Genomic DNA, 21,356 nt, shown 5'->3' with positions numbered 1-21,356 from the left:
AACTAAGGAGAACACATGTCTATAAAGAATCATATTTATCATCAGCAGGACTTTTCGCACCAAGACTTACAGCAGCATGTATATGAGGGTTGCCAGTTTATCAATTGCTGTTTTGACCGTTCAGACTTGCGTGATGCTAAGTTTATCAATTGTAAGTTCATTGAAGCACAAGCACTGGAAGGATGCAGCTTTCAATATGCTAACCTCAAGGATGCCAGCTTTGAAAACTGTATGTTAGCTCTGAACCAGTTCGTTGGGGCGGAGTGTTTTGGGATTGAGTTTAGGCAGTGTGATTTAAAAGGGGCGAACTTTCAACTGGCTAATTTTGTTAATCGCATCAGTCACTCGGCCTACTTTTGTTCAGCCTACATTACCGGCTGTAACCTGACTTACGCTAACTTTGAGCGTACCTTGTTAGAAAAGTGCGAGTTATTTGAAAACCGTTGGAGGGGAGCCAATCTTTTCGGCGCAAGTATGCAGGGGGCAGATTTGTCGCGAGGTGAGTTCAGTAAGGAGCAGTGGGGCACATTCAACCTAGAGAACGCAGACCTAACTCATGTTGACCTAGAGGGGCTAGACATGCGCCGTGTCTCGCTCCATGGTGTGAAGATCTGTGACTGGCAGCAAGAACAACTGCTGTCGCCGTTTGGTTTGATAGTCCTTGGTTAAAATGGCGACTTTAAAACAGTACCCAACGAATTGACATTGAAATAACGGCGAGTGAAAAGACACTCGCCAACCAGATTAAGACAAACCATCCTAACTGCTTCATCAGTGATACCCCTCACCGTGTTTGAGCTTTCCTCTGAATACCCAGTAAGAATAAGCGCTGTAGGCGATGATCATGGGCAGCAAAATAGCGGCTCCAGCTAATAAGAATGCTAAGCTGGAATCTGGCCCAGCGACCTCTTGATACGTGAGGGCAAAAGGAACCAAGTAGGGATAGGTGCTGACACCAAAACCGAGTGCTGAGATAACAAATAGCCCAATTCCGCAAAGGTAAGCCTTGAGGGCTTTGTGTTGCAACAAAGCGGAAAAAAGTGCCCAGATACACATCGCAGCAGTGATTGGAATGACTAGGAAAAGCAGGGTGTTAGGGAAGCTGAACCAACGTTCAAATACCAATCCATTACTCAGAGGTAACCATATGCTGACGATGGTGATGCAGCAAACTAATGCCAGCCCCCATCGCTTCGCGATCGTGTAGTATCGGCTAATAAGGTCATCAGGTAATTTCATTATCAACCAGCAAGCCCCTAAAAGTACATATGCACACACCAAAGCCAGGGCACAGAAGAGGCTGAAGGGACTTAACCAGTCAAACCAACCGCCCGCATAGGAACGTCCTTCAACTTCGATCCCTTGGAGAAGGGCGCCGAGCATAATGCCTTGCATCGCTGTTGCCAGTAATGAACCTATAAAGAACGCACCGTCCCACAGGAATTTGCCTCGTTTGGTTCTAAAGCGGTATTCAAACGAAACCCCTCGTAGTATCAGGCCCAACAGCATGAGGATCAGCGGCGCATAAAGTGCTGGCATGACGACGGCATAAGCCAGCGGGAACACTGCGAACAATCCGCCTCCCCCTAAGACTAGCCATGTCTCGTTGCCATCCCAGACAGGCGCAATGCTGTTCATCATGAGATCGCGTTCGTTTTCACTGTGAGCGCTGGGGTAGAGAATACCAATTCCCAGATCAAACCCATCCAAAATGACATAGATGAGGACAGCTAACCCGATTAATCCGTACCATATTAGTGCGTAATCCATAGCGCCTTCCTCATGTTAGATGGTTGGAATGAGAAGCAGGTGGAGAATCTGTACCATCAGGGAGGCGACTATCCAACGACTCTTCATATTTTGTTGGTGATTTACGCATCAAGCGCAACAGATAAAAGAATCCAGCTCCGAAGACAATAAAATACACAACGATAAACGCGGTTAAGGAAACGCTTATCGCTGCGGCGTCAATAGGCGACGCAGAATCCGCAGTAGTGAGTAACCCGTACACTGTATAAGGTTGGCGGCCGACTTCAGTGGTTATCCAGCCAGCCAATACAGCAATAAAGCCCGCTGGGCCGAAGACGACGCACAGTTTATGGAACCAAGGCGTTTTAAAGAGAGCATTGCGTTTGCGTAGCCACAAACTGCACAGACCGATGAAGAGCATGCCAAAACCAATCCCGACCATCACTCTGAAGCTCCAGAACACGATACCAACAGGAGGATGTTGATCCGCTGGAAACGCATCAAGTCCCTTGACTTCGCCATCCCAGTCATGAGTCAGAATCAGGCTACCAAGTTTGGGAATTTCGACTTTATATTCCACTTCCTGAGTTTCATCATTGGGGATACCAAACAAGATTAGCGGCGCGCCTTTGTGTGATTGGTAATGACCTTCCATCGCTGCGACTTTAGCTGGTTGATGCTCCAAGGTATTCAAACCATGCATGTCACCAGCAACAATTTGGATGGGTGTGACAATCGCTGCCATCCACATCGCCATTGAAAACATTGTCCGAGCGAGAGGGTTGTGTGGGGCTGATAGTAAGTGGTAGGCACCCACAGCTGCAACGACAAAGGCTGTGGTTATATAGGCGGCGAGTAGCATATGAACTAATCGATATGGAAAAGAAGGGTTGAACACGATTTCGAACCAACTCTCTGGAATGAATTGACCCACTTCATTGATTGAATAACCTGCGGGCGTTTGCATCCAGCTGTTAACGGAAAGTATCCAAAATGCAGAAAGAAATGTGCCGAAAGCGACAACGCAAGTTGAAGCAAAATGGAGCTTTTTGCCGACCCTGTCCATTCCGAATAGCATGACACCGAGAAAGCCTGCTTCAAGGAAAAAGGCGGTAAACACTTCATAGCCCATCAAAGGTCCGAGTATCGGCCCTGTTTTGTCGGCAAAAACACTCCAATTTGTACCGAACTGATAGCTAAGTACAATTCCACTGACTACCCCCATGCCAAAACTTATCGCGAAGATTTTCAGCCAGTACTTGTACAACTGAAGATACTTTTCATTGTTCGTTTTCAACCACAAGCCTTCCAGCACGGCCAAGTAGCTTGCTAGGCCAATAGTAAAAGCCGGGAAAATAATGTGAAAAGAGACTGTAAATGCAAACTGGAATCTTGCTAAATCAACTGCCAGCGTTTCCATGACACGCTCCTCGCGGTGAACATACTTTTATGTACGATGTCCGGTCAATGATTGTTCATAACCTGAGAAAATTAGTAGTGCGCCAATTGCTGGGAACGCTCGTAAATAGAATAAACAAGTCAATTCGGAAGCAAAGATATGAGCTTGAAAAGTAGAATAGATGCCATGGCCCCCAATTTTGAACCCGGCGGCAAATACGAAAAGTTTTATCCTATATTCGAGGCCGCGGCGACAATTTTTTACACGCCAGGATTGGTGAGCCGAGGCGCGACTCATGTGCGTGACAGCATAGACTTGAAACGCATCATGATCATGGTGTGGTTGGCGACTTTCCCTGCAATGTTTTGGGGGATGTTCAATATCGGCAACCAGTCTTCCATGGCGCTGCTTAGTGTGTACTCAGCGGCTGAGTTGGAGTCCGTGGTTGCCGAGAGCTGGAGGTTAATGATGGCTTTCGGCTCTGCACAGGGCGTCGCCGATGCAGGCTGGATGAGTAAGATGTTGCTAGGAGCCACCTACTTCATCCCCGTCTACGCCACCGTGTTTATTGTTGGAGGGTTTTGGGAAGTTTTGTTTGCTGTAGTGAGAAAGCATGAGGTCAACGAGGGGTTTTTTGTCAGCTCTGTGCTGTTTTCTCTTATCCTCCCAGCGACTATTCCCCTATGGCAAGCGGCGCTTGGTATCACTTTTGGTATTGTGGTGGCAAAAGAGATTTTTGGTGGTACCGGTAGGAACTTTCTAAATCCAGCGCTAGCAGGGCGAGCCTTCCTCTACTTTGCCTATCCAGCCAACATGTCAGGGGGCGCGGTGTGGGTCGCGGCGGATGGTTATTCTGGTGCGACACCTCTCAGTCAATGGTATGAAGGTGGGCAGGGGGCTTTGATTAACAACATGACGGGCGAAGTGTTGGCCTGGAGCGATGCCTTCTTGGGTAACCTACCCGGATCGATGGGCGAAGTCTCTACGTTGTTGATCATGCTGGCTGGCTTGTTTCTCATTGCGATGAGAATCGCGTCATGGCGGATCGTTGCAGGGGTAATTGTCGGGCTGGCTGTGGCTTCGACTTTGCTCAACGTAATAGGCTCTCAAACTAACCCTATGTTCTCGATGCCTTTCCACTGGCATTTTGTATTGGGTGGTGTGGCCTTTGGTACTTTCTTTATGGCGACAGATCCTGTCTCAGCAGCGTTTACCAACAAAGGGAAATGGGCTTATGGTATTCTCATTGGTGTGATGACGATAGGTATTAGGGCGCTCAACCCGGCTTACCCCGAAGGGATAATGCTGGCTATTCTCTTTGCAAATTTGTTCGCTCCTTTGTTCGATTTCATGGTCAAAGAAGCCAACATTAAAAGAAGAGTAAAACGGAGCCGTCACTAGTTAAATGAAAAAACAGCATTTACCACAAAAAATATGTCTGGTCTGCCACAGACCGTTTACATGGCGCCATAAATGGCGCCGCTGTTGGCAAGAGGTCAAGTATTGTTCAGAGCGTTGTCGAAGACATCGCGTTCACCAGGGGAGCGTTTCTCCATTATAACTTAGGAAGCGACCACTATTATCTGGTGTCGCTTCAGCAATGATCTTGACCAAGTCTGCTGCCACTCTATCAGGGGCAAACAATTTTCCCTCCGGTACGTTGGTCTGGAAGGGTTTTGATAGCGCGGTGTCGGTTGTCCCAGGGTGGAGAGAAAGCACACACGCTTTGGGCATTGTTCTTCCCCATTCAATGCTCAGGGTTTTAAGTAGCATATTGAGTGCTGCTTTCGATGAGCGATAGCTATACCAGCCTCCCAGATGATTATCGCTAATGCTGCCGACTTTGGCAGAGATAGTGGCGAATTTAGGCTGCTGGCTTTGTTTCAACGACCGTTGGAAATGTTTGGCGATCAGCATAGTTGGTAGAGCGTTATGCATGATATTTTTGATGTAAAAGTCTGGGTCAAATGACTTAAGGTTTTTCTCTGGCCCAGTATACTCATCATGAAGTACTCCAACGGCATTTATAATCCAATCTACAGACTCGATTTCGCCTGCTAGTGATTCGACTTGCGCTTCGTTAGTGACATCCAACTGGTGCCAAATAATAGATTCGGCGGCCTTAATGGGTTGATGCTTTCTGTAAGTAGCATGCACTTCCATGTCTGGGTAGTGTTGGACTAAGTTGCGACAAATTGCGTGCCCGATACCACCGTTTCCGCCCAAAATAAGTACTTTCATGATTTACCCTAGGATTTAGATGCGTGTAGAGAGAATAAGACGTATAAGTTCGACTTCTCGTCTTTTTACGGCTGATAAGTTGAGAGAGATTAATGTCTGATTACTTTTTATTTAGCGCTTCTTTTTGAGGATTGTGATGGTTTAGTTGCTGATTTGTGTGATTAATTTCACGCAAATAGCAAAGACTTACACAGATTTCTATAAAAAGCGGAGTTCCCTTCTAAAGTCATAATTCTATAAGCTAGTTTTATATGTGCTAGGTTTCTTAATTTAGAGTGTGTATGTTATGCCACTTGTTAAACGGAATTTAATGGTCTTAGGTCTCGGCTCGTTATTGATTGGTGTGGCGGCTCTTTTTGCCAGCCAGCACGAGTGGCGAGACAAGAAGGGTGATACCAAAATAAGGGTTGGTGTCACTTTGACACCGCTCGCTTCCCCTTTTTTGATCGCTGAACATCTCGGTCTGTTTGAACGCTATGGGCTCGATGTCACTCTCTATCCGTGCTCAAGTGGTGTTGCTTGTACTCACTTGATGTTAAACCGAGACGTAGAATACGCTACGGCTTCTGAATCTGTGGTGATGTTTCAGAGTTTTGAACGTGAGGACTTGGCACTACTGGTGAGCTTTGTTGAATCAGATAATGATCTTAAGCTGCTGACGCTAAATCCATCTCAAGTTCACGATGTGCGATCTTTACAAGGGAGAAGGATCGGCGTTGTCAAAGGCAGTGCTAGCGAATTTTACTTTGATTCAGTACTGATTGCTAACAATCTCAAAAGCCTGAATGTAGAAAAAGTCTACCTTCAACCTCATGAGCTGGTCCCAGCGCTTTTGTCCTACCGTGTCGATGCGATTTCGGCTTGGGAGCCTATGGGATATAAAGCGGATATTCTATCCGCTGCTGAAGTGAAAAACCTCGGCACGCCGGGGATTTATCAGCAGTCATTTAACTTGTTATCGACGATGCCTTATCTGGCGTTTGCGGGCAAAGAGCCGATGTATTTGCTCGGTGCGCTTGATGAAGCTGTAACATGGATCAATGCCAACCCGAGTAAGGCACTCAACATTATCACTAAGCGCCTCAATATTCCTGCCAATCAGGTCAAGTGGTCTTGGGAAGATTACGTTTTCCGTTTATCGCTGGGCAATTCATTACTTTCTAATCTCCAATTACAAGCTAGGTGGGCGGTAGAAAGTGGCTTAGTCGTAGGCGAACAGCCCGATTTCAGAGATCTTTTTTTTACTCAACCTTATCAACAAATTATTGCTTTGCGAGAGTAGACTATGCTGAATTCACTGTTTAAAAAGCTCTTTGTATTGTCGACCACAACCTTAATGCTGACGTTGTTCATCATTGTTTCTTTTGCCAAAGTAGCTCAAGAGCAACGCGTAACCAAAGCCGATTTAGATCAGATCATTGATTTACAATTGTCTGTTGATTTACTGAGAAGCCAGTTGTGGGTTTTTCTTCAATATGGTGATGAAGCGAGTCTCAGCGAAGTGGACGTGGCTCAAGCCGAATTGGCGACTAAGTTAACCGCTTATAAGAAAAATAATAGTCAGCTAGGCAACATCCAGCGGATGAATCAGAGTTTAAACGCCTTACTCAACAAAGAGAAACAAGTCTACTTTTTATCAATTAATGGGCTAGATGACCAAGGCTTGGCGAATATCAATTCACGTGGTCTGCTTCATTCACGTTACAATATGATTGTACAAAACATGACGGAAGAGCTGGCGTATGTTCATCAGTCTGTACTTAATCGCAATGCGAAAAGTCTGCATCAGGTGATGATTTATGCCGCAGCATGGTTGATCATCTGTTCCATTTTAGTCAGTGCAACGGCCTGGTTAATCTCGTTTCGTTTCAAGTCGGGTGCTGAAGCAATGAAAAATGCGATCCTCGATTTGGCTGAAGGGAAATTAGACTCGAAAGTTGAAGCAGTGAAAATGGACACTGAATTCCGAGTCATGGCGCAATTTTTTAACCAGATGACTATGTCTCTGTGTGACACCACAGTGACTAAGCAAGAGTTGGAAGAAGAGGTGATGCGCCAGACGCAGCAGCTTAAACACAAGCAAGAACAATTGATCTTCTTATCTGAGCATGATCCTCTGACCAATCTGGTTAATCGACGAGCATTTGATAGAGCCTTAGAGAATGCCATCGTTAAGGCTAACCGCACTCAATGTAAGCTGGCGATATTCTTTATTGATTTAGATGACTTCAAATCTGTGAATGACACATTCGGTCATGAAGCGGGAGATGCTATTCTCGTCGAGGTTGCCAATCGTATCACAGCGGCAATTCGTGAATCTGATTTTGCTGGCCGTTTTGGTGGGGATGAGTTTGTCATCTGTCTCGATCTTTTGTATGACTTTGATATTGTGCCGAAAAAGGCTGAGCAACTGCTGGATGTGATTAACGCTCCGATTCAGTTTAATGGTCGTACGCTCAAAGTCGGTGCCAGTATTGGTGTCAGTTATTTCCCCGATCAAACTAAAAACAAAGAAGCTCTGCTGAGTGTCGCTGATGAGGCGATGTATCGAGCGAAAAAGATGGCGGGTTCCGCGTGTTTTGATGGCAAAACAACAGTGTGCAAGAAAGGGTCGAAATCAGTCAGATTAACCTCTATCAATGATTAAAGTGATAATGAGCTTAGCGTGATCTAAGCAAGGTTACTGCAAGGCTCAGCTGAGAAATGACCAGTTGGTTAAACATTTCGTTCTCCTCTTCGTCTCCCGCTTAGAAATGATTCGCAACCGAGTGTATACAGTGAATGTACCATGAGGCATAGCGCTATAGGCTACCACTCGCCTCATTTTAAATTCAGGCCAATTCGGGCATTGTTGAATGGTTTGGTATCAGGTTCGGTCTAGATCATCATTTAACAGTTCCTTCAAGTCCTGAATACTGTCAATGTTTTCTGCTACTGGGCGCTTATTTGGGTTGTACCAGATGGTTTGCAACCCAGCTTCGTTGGCTGGATAAATGTCTTTTTCAAGCGCATCACCAACCATGACTAGTTGCTGTGGTGGATGACATAGAGTTTTCGCTATCTCAAGGTAAAACTCTGCCCTGTTTTTATCCAACCCTAAATTCGCTTTACAGAAGTAACCGTTTATATACGGATCCAACCCCACTCTTTGAAATGCTTGCTGTATGTCTTGTTCCGATGAATCTTGCGCACTGGTCGCTACGTAGATCGGATACTGAAGGCTAAGTGCTTTGAGCGTACATTCCGCGTTTTTCACTGCTTTAACATTCGGCCACAAGTACATTTTCCCTTGTTGATCAGGAAAATCGACCATCAACGTATTGCCCCAATCAAATAGATAGATTTTGTTCATTGCTCTCTCCGTGACGTTGTGACCTCGTGATTTCCCATCGATGGTTATCACTCTAGAGGTAAATTTCGCCGAAATGTGGATGTATTTACCTTGCCTATAGTATTAATTTCCGCCGCTGTTCTTTCTAAGGCTATGTATTTATGTGCTTATTATCTTGGCATTCTCTTTGCTGACCATTTTTTACCTCAGTGTTGGCTAGCTGAATGTGGCTATCAATAAAAGCCATTAATATTATGGATATTTCGTACCTCCATGATGTCAAAGCTAGTGCTTACACGTATAACATAGTACCTGACTTCAATGATCAGGTAAGAATAATAGGCTGTCATTCTAATAAGGATTATTTATGAACATTAAGCCGTTACGTTGGTTGCTTCCGTTCGTTATTCTTGGAAGCGCTTACGCTGGCTATGCCGCGATTGCGTCGAGTGCTCCCGAAGATGCTGATCAGAAACCTGACAAGAAACCTCTGACTGTTACAGTCTCAACCGTTCACTCAAGTGATCACAAGGTGCTTATCATTAGTCATGGTGAACTGATACCTGTAGAAGTGACTCAGCTCTCAGCTCAGGTTTCAGGTGAGGTCATTGATTGGCATCCGAACTTTGTTGCTGGTGGTGTGGTGAAAAGGGGCGAAACCCTATTCACAATTGAAAGTGACAACTATCAAGCCGCAGTACTTCAAGCAGAGGCTGACTTGGCGAGTGCCCGAGCTGCGCTGATTGAAGAAAAAGCCAAAGCGGAGGTGGCTAAACGACAGGCGAAAAACCTGCCAGCTAAGCAGGTGACGGACCTTTATTTGCGCAAACCTCAGGTACTAAGTGCCATGGCTCAGGTGAAATCTGCACAGGCTGCGCTCAAGCGCGCCAATCGAGATCTTGAAAATTGCAAAATAGTTGCACCCTATGATGCTTTGGTCGTAGCGAGGGATATTGGTGTTGGCCAGTACATTTCAGCTGGAGCGCATGTGGCGACGTTAAACAATATTGAAGCGGCTGAAATACATATTCCCATTGCTGGATTTGATAGTGCCTTTTTACCGCAGCAATACGCTGGTCTTTCTGCCAATGTGATTCAGCGAGGGATTGTAGACATTCAACGTGAGGGGGTGATTAAACGTGACCTTGGCGTTGTTGATAGCACGACTCGAATGATCAATATGGTCATTGGTATTGATGACCCATATGCGATTAATGCCGATGCTTCTCCACTCCAGTTTGGTTCCTATGTTGAAGTGCAATTTGTTGGTAAGGAACTAAAGCACATTTACCGCTTGCCACAAGAGTTGGTGAACAATCGACAGGTATGGGTAGTCAACGAGAACAATGAACTAGAACCCCGTACGGTCAATGTTCTGCGAGCAGAGAAAGAATTTATGCTCATCAGTGAAGGCTTGACGGACGAGGATCAGATCGTGTTAACCGTTCCTGAGTATCCGCAAAAAGGGATGCAAGTTGAAGTCGCTGTCGTTCCAACAGACTCTGAGCAATAAGGACGACACATGGACGATTCAAAACAAAAAGGGCTCATTGCTTACTTTGCTCACAATCCAGTTGCTGCCAACCTTCTTATGGTGTTTGTGCTGATTGTCGGAACGGTCAGCTTTTTCTTTATTCAACGTCAAATGTTTCCCAATATTGAAGTTAACTACATCAATGTGAGTGCTCAGTACCCAGGCGCGTCTCCACAGGAAGTCGAAGAGAGTATTCTCATCAAACTCGAAGAGTCGCTCAAAGATGTTACAGGGATCAAAAAGGCAGTAACGACGGCATCTCGAGGCAGTGGAGCGATAGAGATAGAGGTGGATGTTGATCAAGATGTTGACGACGTGCTGGATAAGGTCAAACAGAAGGTGGACTCGGTCTCTAATTTTCCCGCTGCAATGGAGCCTATTCAGGTTTATCAGTTTGAATTTCGCCAGGATGTGATTGAAATGGCGTTGGTTGGTAATCGCTCGCTTCTAGAGCTCAAGCCGATAGCCAAGCAGATCGAAGATGAACTGCTGCAGCTACAAAATGTCGCTTTGGTCGAGCTTAGTGCGCCGGACTATGAAATTGCGATTGAAGTTGAGCCGCAGATACTGCGCAAATATAACCTAACGCTTAACGATATCACACAAGCGATCCAGCGTTATTCCGCGAACTACTCAGCAGGAGAGGTGAGAACGAATACAGGGATGATATCGGTTCGTATCGAAAATCAGTACTACAACGGTGATGAGTTTCGCGATATCCCTGTCAAAATCGGAGCGAATGGCGGAAAGGTATTGCTTCAGGATATCGCCACTATTAAAGATGGCTTTACAGAGGATGACCGATACTTCAAGTATTCTGGTGACAATGCCATTTACCTTTCTGTAAAAGCGACGAAAGACCAAAATATGGTGACGGTTGCTGAATCAGTGAAGTCTTACATTGAACAAAAGAATGCGCAATTGCCATCAGACTTGAAGATCAAAACTTTGGTCGACATGACCTATTACCTCAATGCACGCCTCGATATGATGCTGAAAAACCTGCTGCAAGGTGCTGTTTTGGTTGCATTAATGCTCAGCCTTTTCTTGCGCGTCAAACTGGCAATGTGGGTAATGATAGGTTTGCCTGTCTGTTTCCTCGGGGCGGTGATGTTAATGCCAGCGATTGGTGTCAGTATCAATATTGTCTCCCTGTTCGCTTTCATTATGGTGTTAGGCATAGTCGTTGATGACGCTATTGTCATCGGTGAGAGTGCTTATTCTGAGATCGAGAAAAGCGGCGGCGGAGTTGATAATGTGGTACGTGGTGTTAGGCGCGTAGCAACGCCAGCTACGTTTGGCGTCCTTACTACGATTGCCGTATTCGCGCCGTTTTTGATGTCTAAGGGCATTGAACGTGCCTTCTTCTTTGGTATTGCAGCAATTGTCATTCTCTGCCTCATCTTTAGCTTGATTGAGTCCAAACTGATATTGCCGTCACATCTGGCACATTCGCACTTTAAGCCGATTAAAAAGGGAAGTTGGCGAGATAGGTTCAACCAGCGTTTCTTTAGTTTTGTTCATGGCCCGTACAAGCGCTTTGTTACCGCTTGTACTTACTGGCGCTGGAGCGTATTTGCTGGATTCTCAGCGTTGCTTGTGATCAGTATAGCTTTGGTTATGGCGAACTATGTGAGAATCATACCATCGCCGAAAGTACCACATGACTTCCCAAGCATTAAGCTTGTGATGAACGATAATGTGTCAAGTGCACAGACTATTGACGCCTTGAAGCTGATTGAGAGTACGGTGCTAAGAATTGATGAGGAAACGGAGAAGCAGACCGGTCAGAACATGATTAGGGACGTTCTGACGTTTAATCAGGGACGTAAAGAAGGTCGTTTGGTGATCCCACTAGTGGATGAAGAACTTCGTCCTTTTAATACGTTTGAGCTGGCTCGTCGCTGGCGTGAATCGTTGCCCGTGATACCCGGTCTGAAAATGCTGACTATTGCAGACAATGTTAACGATGATGGGAAAGGCGATGAGTTCGGTTTCCTTTTATACGGTGCCGATATCGAGACACTCAACGCTGCGGGAAGGACATTGATCCTTGAACTCAAGCAGCAGGAAGGGTTATTTGATATCTCGTCTTCTATTGATTCTGGCAGTCAGGAAGTTTTGTTGTCTCTGGCACCAGTTGCCTATGATTTGGGGCTTAACCTTTCTGATATTGCATTACAAGTTGGCGGAAGCTTCTATGGCGGCGAGGCACAACGTGTGCTGCGTGATGGTGAAGAGATCAAAGTGATGGTTCGTTACCCTAAGCTGACCAGAGAAGCATTTGCTTCGTTGCGCTATGCGGTGATCACTACCCCGGAAGGCAAGAAAGTGATGCTGGGGGATGTCGTCAACATTAACCAGAAACCAGGGGTAAGCAGTATTCGTCGTGAAGGAGGCTACCGTAGCGTCTATGTTTATGGTTCTATTGACGAAGAGTTGGTAGAACCAAACGAGGTGATTAGTAGAATCCATGAGCAGATTATTCCAGACATCCTAGGAGATTACCCAGGTGTGACAAGCGAGCTGGGTGGCACGATTGAAGAACAACAAGCTCAGCAAGATGAGCAAAAAATCTTCTTTGTTGCAGGGATGATCATCGTCTATATCTTATTGGCCGTGCCGCTGAAGAGTTATACCCAACCACTTATCATCATGTCCGTCATCCCGTTTAGCCTCACGGGTGCAATCTGGGGACATTATTGGTTTGGTTTGGACCTTAGTATGATGTCTACCTTCGGCCTAATCGCGGCGGCTGGGGTCGTGGTGAATGACTCGTTAGTCATGACGGATTACGTCAATCATGTGCGTGCCCGTGGGGTGGCAATTAAGGAGGCTGTGATTGAAGCCGGTTGTGCAAGGTTCCGTGCTATTACACTGACTTCAATCACTACGTTCGTTGGCGTTTTACCCATTATGTTTGAAACGAGTTTGCAGGCAAGATTCGTCATTCCAATGGCAGTTGCTTTAGGTTTTGCCGTGTTGTTTGCTACCTTATTAACGTTAGTACTCGTTCCTTGCTTGTACCTGATGCTGGATGACATTAAGGGCATCTTCCGCTGGATAAAACAGAAACTGACTCGCCGCTCGACAGCCGAGGTTGTTGAACCATAATTCAGACACAAGGGGCAATTAAGCCCCTTTTCTTATATATGACCTAGGCTAGTTTTCTTTGTTGATCTGTCTAGAGCTTCAAAGTTTATAGTGTTGATATCAATATAAGGGTGAAGCATTTATCGAATTTTTCAACTGGCACAGCAAGCCGGCTACCAAATGTTTGTTGCAAAAAAGTCTAAATAGAAACGACTGCGCAAAGTGTGGCTTTGGGGAGGGTGTCATCAAACCAATCCGCTGTGTTTTACGTTTGCAGAAAGCCTTGTGTCATGAGTTGGATATTGTGCTCGAACAGACGGTTTAAGAACTCTTCACTGAGTTCAATACCGTGGATATTGAGTAAGGCTTGCGGAGCAATAAAGGGAAAGACCATTAAGCTAACGTAAGAAACGCGACATAAGGTCGGATCAACGTCTTTACGTAGTACACCGCTGTCAGCCAATTGGTCGAAGACGACGTTCTGCATCGGCTGAGCGATGTCGTCGAAGACTTTTTCCAGTAGTTTTCGCTGTGTTTCGGACGGTGGCATATTCATGACTTGTGCGACTAATCTAGGAAACTGGGGTATTTTGACCATTTCCCTATAATAGGTGCGCATCAGATCGAGGAAGTTTTTCTGATTGCTATCGGCAGCCAGTGCTCTGAGTTGTTGCTTCATCGGATCAAGTGTTTCACGCAACATGGTCTCAAACAGCCCTTCTTTGCTACCGAAGTAGTATCGAATCATCGCGACGTTCACCTCTGCTCGCTTAGCCACTAATCGGGTCGAGACTTTGTCATAAGCCATCATTGTAAAGAGTTCTCTAGAGTGCTGGATAAGCTTGGCTCGCGCATCGATTTTTGTACTCGGACGGCCCGCTTTTCTGAATGATTCAGCCACGATTAATGCCTTAGATATTAAACAGGTGATTAATTATAGAGCGATGTTCTGGGACTAGATAGTTAAAAAATTCAACACTATTTAATCATGTGATTAATTCATTGATTATTGTGAGCGAGTTAAACGTGTAGCGTGGTACGGAAAGAAAATACCCGCACAGTGGGCATACTGTGCGGGCAAACAAGGGCAACAATTTAAATTTTTTAGTTTGGAGATTGTTGGTCAAAATGTCCATATCCAAACTGTTATAAAGTATTCGTTGTCTTTAGAATGACTTTGTATCAGTGTAACCAACGTCGTTTAAAGTAACACTAATGTTATTTTTGTTTAAATGTTAAATATGAAAATATAAATTTCATTTATGAAAATTTCGTGCAACAAATAGAGAGTAACTTTGCACGATATCAAGGGGCGCTATTGGTTGCTGTGTGCCTCAATTGAGTCTCTTTGTGGATAAACGAGAGCGGTATACACCGCTCTGGATTTATTGATTCGCATTTGCTTGCCAATTGACCTGACGGCCATTGCTCAGTTTTGCCACTATGGAATAGGGTGATATTTTGATCTCTGACAAGTTGATGCTTTTGGGGCCAAAATTAGCGGTAATAGTACTGCCGTCACTAAACACGGTTTGCTGAATTTGGCCTGACTCATCTAGCCATTTAAAGTCCAAGAGCTGTTTGTCCCACAATTGTTCATGGATTGGTTTGTAACCCTGCTGATAGTGTACAAGTGCTGCAAGTCTCGGGCTATTCGGTTCGCTTGCCTCATCTCGTGCCAGATGAACCATTGGTGGCGTATTGTAAAGCATGGAAGTCAAATCACGCTCTGCCTGAACATTGGTGAACTTTAAGCTGTCACTGTGCCAGTGGTGGCTATTGATCACTTCGTCATGAAAGACGGTTTGATAAAGAGGCACCCTGAACTGTGGCATAAACAGTAACGTTTTATAGGGTTCTTTTACTTGAGCACGCTTAAAAAAGAACTCTGGCTTATGATCTGGATACCAGCGTCCGAGAAAGTAAGGTGAGTGGCGATCATGTTTCATTTCTTTATCAGTCCAGCCAAAACCTACTGTTTCAAGGCCATGAGCAAAAGCGATTCCGGTAGTGGTGAGGCTATTCCCATCTTCTGATCCAAGTACCACATCATTTTGTTCGGCAATCCAATCCATTCTTTGATTGAAGGCATTTAACATAGCGCTTTCACTACTATGATCTCGATAGTCTTCTCTTGCCATGGCTGTGGCATCGACATCAAGAAACAAACTGTTAAATCGACCATATTTAACAATGTCCTTAACTCGTTGCTTAACATAATCTAACTGACAATTCGGGTTTAGGTAGTAACCATGCCCACGGAATCCTTTTTTCTTTTTGCCGTTTGCTTGTTCAATCGCACATTGCTCTCTCATCGATTTTGGTAGCTGTGCGGTTAACCATGTGTCGTTTAAGCCTCGCGGAATGGCAGTGTTATAGGAATCATAAGTGGCAACCAGATAGCCTGAACGCTTTGCGGCATCAATGACCTTTGGTTGATAAAAGGCGGGCATCCAGTTGTCAAAACCGAGCCAAAGTTTGCTCAGCCCGGCTTTGCTCATGTTCGCGAGCATATCGCTTGATAATGCTTGTCCCCACCTATCGGGAGCGATCAGGTATGGCGAAGCCTGTTCGATAAGCCAGCGTTTTCGTTGCTGAGCCACCTGAAATTGATCTGCAATGGCATTGTTGTTTTGTGATGGCGCTGGTGCCGAATACATGAGGTGTAAAGAGGCATTCAGCGAGTCGACCAGCACTTGTTTATGATAATGATTCATCAGGTCCACCCCTTTTTTTAGCGGCTTAAGCTGTGTTGTTGCAGAGCGAGGTATAGTGAGACTGGTTTGTTTAAAGTACCAGTTTTTAAGGCCCCACCAGTCTTTGACATCGTCTGTGCTAATCATGTCTTTACCGAACAGGTAAACTTGGCTGGCCCCAATCAACTTCACTAATTGAGGGTTAGTCTTTGCCTTATCTGCGAGAGTGGATGAAAGATTGTGGTCAATTCGCCATTGTCTGTAAGCCTTCGCTCCGTCCAGCCAGTCGTTGCCTACTGTAATACGCACCTTGAAGGCCTGATTTTGGTTGAGTGAGGTGAACTGATGTTTCGCCTTCATGTCAACGTTAGGCTCTGAACTGGAGAAACTCAGAATATTGTTAGTGGGGGTGATTAACTGGTAACTGATGGTTTTTTCACCTTGTTGAACCGTCCAGAATGGCATTTTTAAGTCTTGAGTCGTGTTAGCTCCTGAGTGGTTTTCTTGCAGATAATTGGCCCAAATCTTGTTGTTTGTCGGGATCCGCATTCCTTCACTAAACGGTAGGTAAAGCGTATCCGTTTGAGTTTGTGCGAGATCAAACCAACTTAAAGCTAAGGGTTTGCCTCGTGAGATTGGTGGCTGTTTAGTGACAGAGAAACTGAGCTCCAATGCGCCGTTTTTTAGCACTGCGGAGGTCTTGAGACCGCTTGGCTGTAGGATCCAATTTGCTTGATTGGATGACTCTTCTTTAAGCTGCGAACTTGTCTGAGGTTGGCCATTCACGCGCAACGACGCGCTGTTAACGATGAGGTTATTCCAGCGGATGCCTAAATCTTGTGGAGAAATAGAGATGTGATTGGCTTGGTCACTCAGTATCACATCTTGGGCTGTGACGGCGAAACTTATCGCCAATAAAGAGAATGAAGCCAGAGTGGTCAAAGGGTTGAGTTTAGCAGGCATGACAAATTCCTATGGGTCGTTAGAGACATTCATTAGAGATCACGATCGAAGGATAAATGTCACCCATATGTCTCAATTGACTGGCTTTCGAGCTTACCTTTACGGTGAAAAGGGAATGGCAAGTCTTTGTATGTATTCAACTTTAAGTCCTTGTTGATACTCAAAGATAGAGACCGACGCACTGAGGTGCTTGGCTCCTTTGGGTTGCTGGGTTTTATCAGGAAACGGAACGTTGAACTGTTGAATTGGCGTACGTTTGTTGAGCAATGTATAGTCGTGACTAAACCATTGCCAGTTTGCAACCGGTTTGGCACAACTGTTTACCACGACAGGTGGGGTAATAATGACCCGCCGAGTTATGTTGTCTAGCGTTAACCAGTGGCTATTTTTCGGTATCGCGACGACTAAATCGTAGTCATTGCCATTAAGCTTTAGTCGATAGATGCCTGCTTTAGGTTCCTGAAGCATTTCTTTACTTTCGATCTCCTGATAGCTTGGCTGAGAGGAAAGTAAGCCCCGCAGGATGGCTTTCTTTGCGGGTGATATCAGCTCAACTTCTAGCGTTGAGTGGACATTTTCAGCGGACAACTTAACTTGAAATCCTTGTGAGGAAAGGCCGGAACGACGAACAAAACTAAGGCTAAGATCGGCGGGTAACGGTTTTGAATAGCTGACGAGTTGCCGCCCACATTGAGAACGCTGCATAATTTCCTGCTTTATGGGTAACCAAAACTCATGGTTGATACTGTGTTGATTGAGTGCGAGATGCAGCTCTTGCCAAGCGAGCTGAGATTGGTTTCTGAGCAGTGCTTCATAGGTTCGAGCTAGTGGCGTGTTGTCAAACCAGTTTGCGTACACGCTGGGTGGAGTGAACAAAATACACAACACATACAACAGTCGATAAATCATGACGTCGCCTCATTAAGTCGGTAGCCGACCCCACGGTGGGTTTCTATGTTCAATACTGGCAGCTTTTGGCGCAGGCGGAGCACATGGTTATCTATGGTGCGAGTGCTAGGAAATGCTTGATATCCCCAAACTTTATTGAGCAGCTCATCTCTGTGAAACACTCGCCCCTGATGTTGCACTAGTAAGACCAATAACTGAAACTCTTTCGGCTTCAAGGTAATAACTTGGTTGTTGAAACTCGCTTCGCGTTTGGCTACGTGGATTTCAATACCACCATAACTCAATGAGCTATCTCCTAATGGTCTTAGGTGGCTTACTACTCGAGCTAACAATTCTTCATGAGAAAAGGGTTTAGTGACATAGTCTTTGGCTCCTGCCATCAAGCCTTCTACTTTCTGTGACGTGTCTACTTTTGCAGTGAGGATAATGACGGGTAGTGCTTTTAACAGTAACCAGTGTGGTAAATGCCTTAAGCTGTCGCCGTCGCTCAGCTGTCTGTCGAGGATGACAAGATCCGCTTTAAACCATTGTTGCTCAACTCGATGAGACTCCTGCTCCCAGAGGCAGTGGTAGCCGTTTGATTCAAACAAAGACACCAGCCCTTGTCCAAGCAATAGGTCGTCTTCAATCAATAGTAGGGTTTTCACAACGGTAACTCCAAAGTACAACGAGTAGGGCGACGCTGAATGCGCAACCTTCCACCCATTAATTTGATGAGATGTTCAACAATATTCAAACCTATTCCCATATTTTCGCCACTGGTGGATTGCCTTGCTCGTGTGAGGAGTCGTCTCATCGGAGAAAGAAAGTCGCCCTGATCCATGACTTCAATAACCAAAGTGCGGCTCAGTATGACGTTAACCTGTATCTTGCCTTGCCCGTGTTGTTTGGCATTGTTGATTAGGTTATCCAAACAAATGGAAAGCCAATAGAAAGGCAAGGTTAATTCTCTATCTTGGTTTAGCTGGTATTCCAGCTGGTGCTTTTGACAGATATGCTCAAGCCAATCACCAACGTAAGCCGTTTGTTTCAGTAATTGATCAGAACGTTGTGTGCTCAGGTAGATTTTACTGTTCTCCGTCAATTGCGCTAATCGTTGATGATCGGACATTAAACGCCAAACGGCTTCTTGAGTCCTTTTGGGTAAGTGATCAAACTGATGACGAAACATTTCTACCGTCAACCCAAGGCTGGTGATTGGCGTTCGCAATTCATGTGTGAGCAACTGCAAAATGAAACGTCTTTCACGACTTTGTCGACGTTTGGCGTATAGTCCTCTTGCGGCTATCAAGAGTGTTAGCAAGGACAATCCAGCGACAAACAAACGCAGCGCCAGAATGTTTTCCGAGATCTCACTGATACAAAGGTTGCTATAACGCAACGTACAGCTTGGGCCTGAAAGCGTCATATTGAGCTTGCGCACCAGTGGTTGCCATGTTTGCGCTGGTATGGATTTCCAGCCCTGCTCGCCACTTAGCCAAAGCCTATCCTTCTCCATCCAAGCTCGATAGCCATTTAGTAAGGCTTCTCGTCCTTTTCCTGAAAGTGGCGATAGGGCATGATGCAAAGGGTGTTGCACATTACCAATGGTCAGGAAGGGCAGCAGTTCCTCTTTTTCAGCATCGGGCCGCAGCGCAAGGTAGCGATCAGCAAAACTTCCGCCAGCGGGATGGCGCAGAGTTCGGTCGGTAAACCACCGTGGGTTGAGACTTTGACTGCGACACATTGCCAATTCGAACTCAACCGCGTCTTTGAGATGTTCAGCCGTAGAGCCCTCTGAACGACAGGTCTGAGATACCTTATAAACCGTTTCAATCTCTGGCCAAGAATAATGCGCAAAATCTGGGTAGCGAGCACTTTCCTTGAGTAGTTCGACTGGAAAGCGACTAAGTTGCTGTTGACTTACCGATAAATCCGCCGATTGCCAGCTCTGTTGATAAAGTGATTGCCATTTGTCTTGAACACTCTGTGCCTGAGAGCAGAGAGGAAATAGCATGACAAAACACATAGCCAGGTAATATTGGCGCATTGGTGGACTCGTGTTGGCGTTGGATTCTCTGAAATTCTAGCGGTTTTTCAGTGGAGTTTGTAACCCCTATGTCAACACTGTTGTTCGAAAGTGAGGTGACTTTACTTAACAAAGGTTAATGATTGTTGATGACATGAGCATTAATCTTGAGCTCTGCAAAAAACAGGAGAAGTAGAATGTTAGAGTGGCGAGTCAAAACGTTTTCAGAGTTATCGGTATACGAACTGTATGATTGTTTACGCTTACGAGTGGATGTGTTTATCGTCGAGCAACAGGCACCTTATCGTGATTTGGACGGTAAGGATGTTGACCCGGAAACTCGGCATGTTATGGGGTTCGATGGTGATAAACTGGTAGCCTATAGCCGATTGATGCCTCAAGGACTGGGCTACCCCCCAGAGGTGCAACAGTTTATTGAGGCCAACGATAAGGACGTGAGTATCGGTCGTGTCATCATTGCGAAAAGTCACCGCGGAAAGGGTATCGGGCACGATCTCATGGCATTGAGTTTTAGTACGATCCGAGAAATTTATCCCCAAGATTCGATTTTTATATCCTCTCAGCAGCATCTTAAAGATTACTATGGTGCCTATGGCTTTAAAGTCTTCACAGACCGCTACTATGAAGATGGATGTACCATGTTGGGACTCCGCTTTGTGCCGTCCATTAAAGGTGGCACTGAACCTGTTAATCTTGCAGTTTCTGCGAGTTCCAATTAAGCACTCTCCAGTTAGGGCGCTCAGCAATAGCTCTCAACTGAGAACATGGGTTTACCAAGTAAACGAAATCAGCGCGTTCGCACAAAGGCAGATCGTTGATTGAATCGGTGTAAAAGTGGATCTCTGAATAAGTTTCGTCTCTGGCACTGAGCCACTGTTCTAGTCTAGTCACCTTACCCTCTCGATAGCTTGGAACACCGGACACTTTTGCCGTGTAGCGATCACCCTCGGTGACCAAATCGATTCCCATGGATTGTTCAACGCCCAGACGCTGTGCCACAGCTTCGACAATAAAACTCACGGTTGCGGAGATAATTAATGTGTTGACGCCTTGTTTATTGAGCTGCTCTAACAGCGGGATAGATTGTTGAAATTGCTTTGGGGCAATCCATTTATCAACGCATTCGTTGACCAGCTTCTCAACTTCTCCTAAAGAGAGGTGGGCAATAGGGGCCATGGCGAACTTAAGGTAGTCATCCATGTCTAGCTTTCCCTGAGAATACAAGGCCATCAGTCGCTGATCTTCTGTGAGGAAATTTGCATCATCGACAATACCTTTCTCGACCAAGAACTCATTCCAAATCATTGCACTATCGGTATTGATTAGTGTTTCATCTAGGTCGAATACGTACAAAGGTTTGGTCATGGAGTCTCTCTTAATGATGTTGGTTCGGCCGAAGTGCAGGTTAACGG

Annotated in this window: 19 protein-coding genes; 8 read left to right on the top strand and 11 right to left on the bottom strand. The window is 45.5% G+C overall.

The features are described 5' to 3' along the window. Window positions 1–15 precede the first annotated feature (15 nt). Window positions 16–669 (top strand): Qnr family pentapeptide repeat protein, encoded by a 654-nt coding sequence (locus OH455_RS14200; RefSeq protein ID WP_269981855.1) that lies wholly within the window; start codon window positions 16–18, stop codon window positions 667–669. Window positions 670–679: 10 nt separating this feature from the next. Here OH455_RS14200 and OH455_RS23435 read toward each other — a convergent pair whose 3' ends face one another. The 3 genes from OH455_RS23435 to OH455_RS14190 are packed head-to-tail and all read right to left on the bottom strand — an operon-like array spanning window position 680 to window position 3,169. Continuing rightward, window positions 680–772, bottom strand: a complete 93-nt coding sequence (locus OH455_RS23435; RefSeq protein WP_084720241.1) for a DUF2474 family protein — start codon at window positions 770–772, stop codon at window positions 680–682. Further along, window positions 772–1,770, bottom strand: coding sequence for a cytochrome d ubiquinol oxidase subunit II (cydB, locus tag OH455_RS14195; RefSeq protein ID WP_269981854.1), 999 nt, complete (start codon window positions 1,768–1,770; stop codon window positions 772–774). Before cydB ends, OH455_RS23435 begins: the two co-directional genes overlap by 1 nt. A gap of 10 nt (window positions 1,771–1,780) precedes the next feature. Beyond that, complete coding sequence (locus OH455_RS14190) at window positions 1,781–3,169, bottom strand: cytochrome ubiquinol oxidase subunit I (RefSeq protein ID WP_269981853.1); 1,389 nt, start codon at window positions 3,167–3,169, stop codon at window positions 1,781–1,783. A 138-nt stretch (window positions 3,170–3,307) separates the two neighbouring features. On the opposite strand from OH455_RS14190, the gene OH455_RS14185 reads away from it, so the two are divergent. Further along, window positions 3,308–4,549: an NADH:ubiquinone reductase (Na(+)-transporting) subunit B gene (locus OH455_RS14185; protein WP_269981852.1), complete on the top strand. Its 1,242-nt coding sequence runs from the start codon at window positions 3,308–3,310 to the stop codon at window positions 4,547–4,549. A gap of 4 nt (window positions 4,550–4,553) precedes the next feature. Further along, window positions 4,554–4,709, top strand: a complete 156-nt coding sequence (locus OH455_RS14180; RefSeq protein WP_084720242.1) for a DUF2256 domain-containing protein — start codon at window positions 4,554–4,556, stop codon at window positions 4,707–4,709. On the opposite strand, the gene OH455_RS14175 is transcribed toward OH455_RS14180, so the two are convergent. Continuing rightward, a complete protein-coding gene (locus OH455_RS14175; protein WP_269981851.1) occupies window positions 4,682–5,389 on the bottom strand; it encodes an SDR family oxidoreductase in 708 nt (235 codons plus the stop codon). The two genes, OH455_RS14180 and OH455_RS14175, sit on opposite strands and share 28 nt — an antisense overlap. A 310-nt stretch (window positions 5,390–5,699) precedes the next feature. Between OH455_RS14175 and OH455_RS14170 the strand changes: the two genes are divergently transcribed. Beyond that, window positions 5,700–6,671, top strand: coding sequence for an ABC transporter substrate-binding protein (locus tag OH455_RS14170; protein WP_269981850.1), 972 nt, complete (start codon window positions 5,700–5,702; stop codon window positions 6,669–6,671). A gap of 3 nt (window positions 6,672–6,674) precedes the next feature. Beyond that, window positions 6,675–8,036 (top strand): diguanylate cyclase domain-containing protein, encoded by a 1,362-nt coding sequence (locus OH455_RS14165; protein ID WP_269981849.1) that lies wholly within the window; start codon window positions 6,675–6,677, stop codon window positions 8,034–8,036. A 219-nt stretch (window positions 8,037–8,255) separates the two neighbouring features. Here the strand turns inward: OH455_RS14165 and OH455_RS14160 are convergent, their stop codons facing one another. Continuing rightward, window positions 8,256–8,741: an HAD family hydrolase gene (locus tag OH455_RS14160; RefSeq protein ID WP_269981848.1), complete on the bottom strand. Its 486-nt coding sequence runs from the start codon at window positions 8,739–8,741 to the stop codon at window positions 8,256–8,258. A gap of 346 nt (window positions 8,742–9,087) precedes the next feature. Here OH455_RS14160 and OH455_RS14155 point away from each other — a divergent pair, with 346 nt between their 5' ends. Next, window positions 9,088–10,233 (top strand): efflux RND transporter periplasmic adaptor subunit, encoded by a 1,146-nt coding sequence (locus OH455_RS14155; protein WP_269981847.1) that lies wholly within the window; start codon window positions 9,088–9,090, stop codon window positions 10,231–10,233. A 9-nt stretch (window positions 10,234–10,242) separates the two neighbouring features. Continuing rightward, the gene (locus tag OH455_RS14150) at window positions 10,243–13,368 is read left to right on the top strand and encodes an efflux RND transporter permease subunit (RefSeq protein ID WP_269981846.1); all 3,126 of its coding nucleotides are present in this window, start codon (window positions 10,243–10,245) and stop codon (window positions 13,366–13,368) included. A gap of 244 nt (window positions 13,369–13,612) precedes the next feature. Here OH455_RS14150 and OH455_RS14145 read toward each other — a convergent pair whose 3' ends face one another. From OH455_RS14145 to OH455_RS14125, 5 genes are all read right to left on the bottom strand, one after another. Beyond that, window positions 13,613–14,248, bottom strand: coding sequence for a TetR/AcrR family transcriptional regulator (locus OH455_RS14145; protein ID WP_269981845.1), 636 nt, complete (start codon window positions 14,246–14,248; stop codon window positions 13,613–13,615). Window positions 14,249–14,732: 484 nt separating this feature from the next. Further along, window positions 14,733–17,006: a glycoside hydrolase gene (locus tag OH455_RS14140; protein WP_269981844.1), complete on the bottom strand. Its 2,274-nt coding sequence runs from the start codon at window positions 17,004–17,006 to the stop codon at window positions 14,733–14,735. Between the two features lie 99 nt (window positions 17,007–17,105). Then, window positions 17,106–17,915 (bottom strand): DUF2861 family protein, encoded by an 810-nt coding sequence (locus OH455_RS14135; protein WP_269981843.1) that lies wholly within the window; start codon window positions 17,913–17,915, stop codon window positions 17,106–17,108. Then, a complete protein-coding gene (locus OH455_RS14130) occupies window positions 17,912–18,562 on the bottom strand; it encodes a response regulator transcription factor (protein WP_269981842.1) in 651 nt (216 codons plus the stop codon). The genes OH455_RS14135 and OH455_RS14130 overlap by 4 nt, the downstream gene beginning before the upstream one ends. Next, entirely contained in the window at window positions 18,559–19,944 is a 1,386-nt protein-coding gene (locus OH455_RS14125; RefSeq protein WP_269981841.1) for an ATP-binding protein, read from the bottom strand. The genes OH455_RS14130 and OH455_RS14125 overlap by 4 nt, the downstream gene beginning before the upstream one ends. 176 nt (window positions 19,945–20,120) lie before the next feature. Between OH455_RS14125 and OH455_RS14120 the strand changes: the two genes are divergently transcribed. Further along, window positions 20,121–20,663: a GNAT family N-acetyltransferase gene (locus OH455_RS14120; protein WP_269981840.1), complete on the top strand. Its 543-nt coding sequence runs from the start codon at window positions 20,121–20,123 to the stop codon at window positions 20,661–20,663. Here OH455_RS14120 and OH455_RS14115 read toward each other — a convergent pair. Next, window positions 20,632–21,309: an HAD family hydrolase gene (locus OH455_RS14115; protein ID WP_269981839.1), complete on the bottom strand. Its 678-nt coding sequence runs from the start codon at window positions 21,307–21,309 to the stop codon at window positions 20,632–20,634. The genes OH455_RS14120 and OH455_RS14115 overlap by 32 nt on opposite strands. Window positions 21,310–21,356: the final 47 nt, after the last annotated feature.

The sequence above is a fragment of the Vibrio sp. T11.5 genome, from assembly GCF_027587155.1.
GTDB classification, from domain to species: domain Bacteria; phylum Pseudomonadota; class Gammaproteobacteria; order Enterobacterales; family Vibrionaceae; genus Vibrio; species Vibrio neptunius.
This window is presented reverse-complemented; position numbering and strand designations above follow the sequence as displayed.

What these genes read in the sequence shown, in the direction of transcription:
- OH455_RS14200 (WP_269981855.1), top strand. Translation starts at nt 16, where the DNA reads ATGTCTATAAAGAATCATATTTATCATCAGCAGGACTTTTCGCACCAA.
- OH455_RS23435 (WP_084720241.1), bottom strand. Translation starts at nt 772, where the DNA reads ATGAAGCAGTTAGGATGGTTTGTCTTAATCTGGTTGGCGAGTGTCTTT.
- cydB (WP_269981854.1), bottom strand. Translation starts at nt 1,770, where the DNA reads ATGGATTACGCACTAATATGGTACGGATTAATCGGGTTAGCTGTCCTC.
- OH455_RS14190 (WP_269981853.1), bottom strand. Translation starts at nt 3,169, where the DNA reads ATGGAAACGCTGGCAGTTGATTTAGCAAGATTCCAGTTTGCATTTACA.
- OH455_RS14185 (WP_269981852.1), top strand. Translation starts at nt 3,308, where the DNA reads ATGAGCTTGAAAAGTAGAATAGATGCCATGGCCCCCAATTTTGAACCC.
- OH455_RS14180 (WP_084720242.1), top strand. Translation starts at nt 4,554, where the DNA reads ATGAAAAAACAGCATTTACCACAAAAAATATGTCTGGTCTGCCACAGA.
- OH455_RS14175 (WP_269981851.1), bottom strand. Translation starts at nt 5,389, where the DNA reads ATGAAAGTACTTATTTTGGGCGGAAACGGTGGTATCGGGCACGCAATT.
- OH455_RS14170 (WP_269981850.1), top strand. Translation starts at nt 5,700, where the DNA reads ATGGTCTTAGGTCTCGGCTCGTTATTGATTGGTGTGGCGGCTCTTTTT.
- OH455_RS14165 (WP_269981849.1), top strand. Translation starts at nt 6,675, where the DNA reads ATGCTGAATTCACTGTTTAAAAAGCTCTTTGTATTGTCGACCACAACC.
- OH455_RS14160 (WP_269981848.1), bottom strand. Translation starts at nt 8,741, where the DNA reads ATGAACAAAATCTATCTATTTGATTGGGGCAATACGTTGATGGTCGAT.
- OH455_RS14155 (WP_269981847.1), top strand. Translation starts at nt 9,088, where the DNA reads ATGAACATTAAGCCGTTACGTTGGTTGCTTCCGTTCGTTATTCTTGGA.
- OH455_RS14150 (WP_269981846.1), top strand. Translation starts at nt 10,243, where the DNA reads ATGGACGATTCAAAACAAAAAGGGCTCATTGCTTACTTTGCTCACAAT.
- OH455_RS14140 (WP_269981844.1), bottom strand. Translation starts at nt 17,006, where the DNA reads ATGCCTGCTAAACTCAACCCTTTGACCACTCTGGCTTCATTCTCTTTA.
- OH455_RS14135 (WP_269981843.1), bottom strand. Translation starts at nt 17,915, where the DNA reads ATGATTTATCGACTGTTGTATGTGTTGTGTATTTTGTTCACTCCACCC.
- OH455_RS14125 (WP_269981841.1), bottom strand. Translation starts at nt 19,944, where the DNA reads ATGCGCCAATATTACCTGGCTATGTGTTTTGTCATGCTATTTCCTCTC.
- OH455_RS14120 (WP_269981840.1), top strand. Translation starts at nt 20,121, where the DNA reads ATGTTAGAGTGGCGAGTCAAAACGTTTTCAGAGTTATCGGTATACGAA.
- OH455_RS14115 (WP_269981839.1), bottom strand. Translation starts at nt 21,309, where the DNA reads ATGACCAAACCTTTGTACGTATTCGACCTAGATGAAACACTAATCAAT.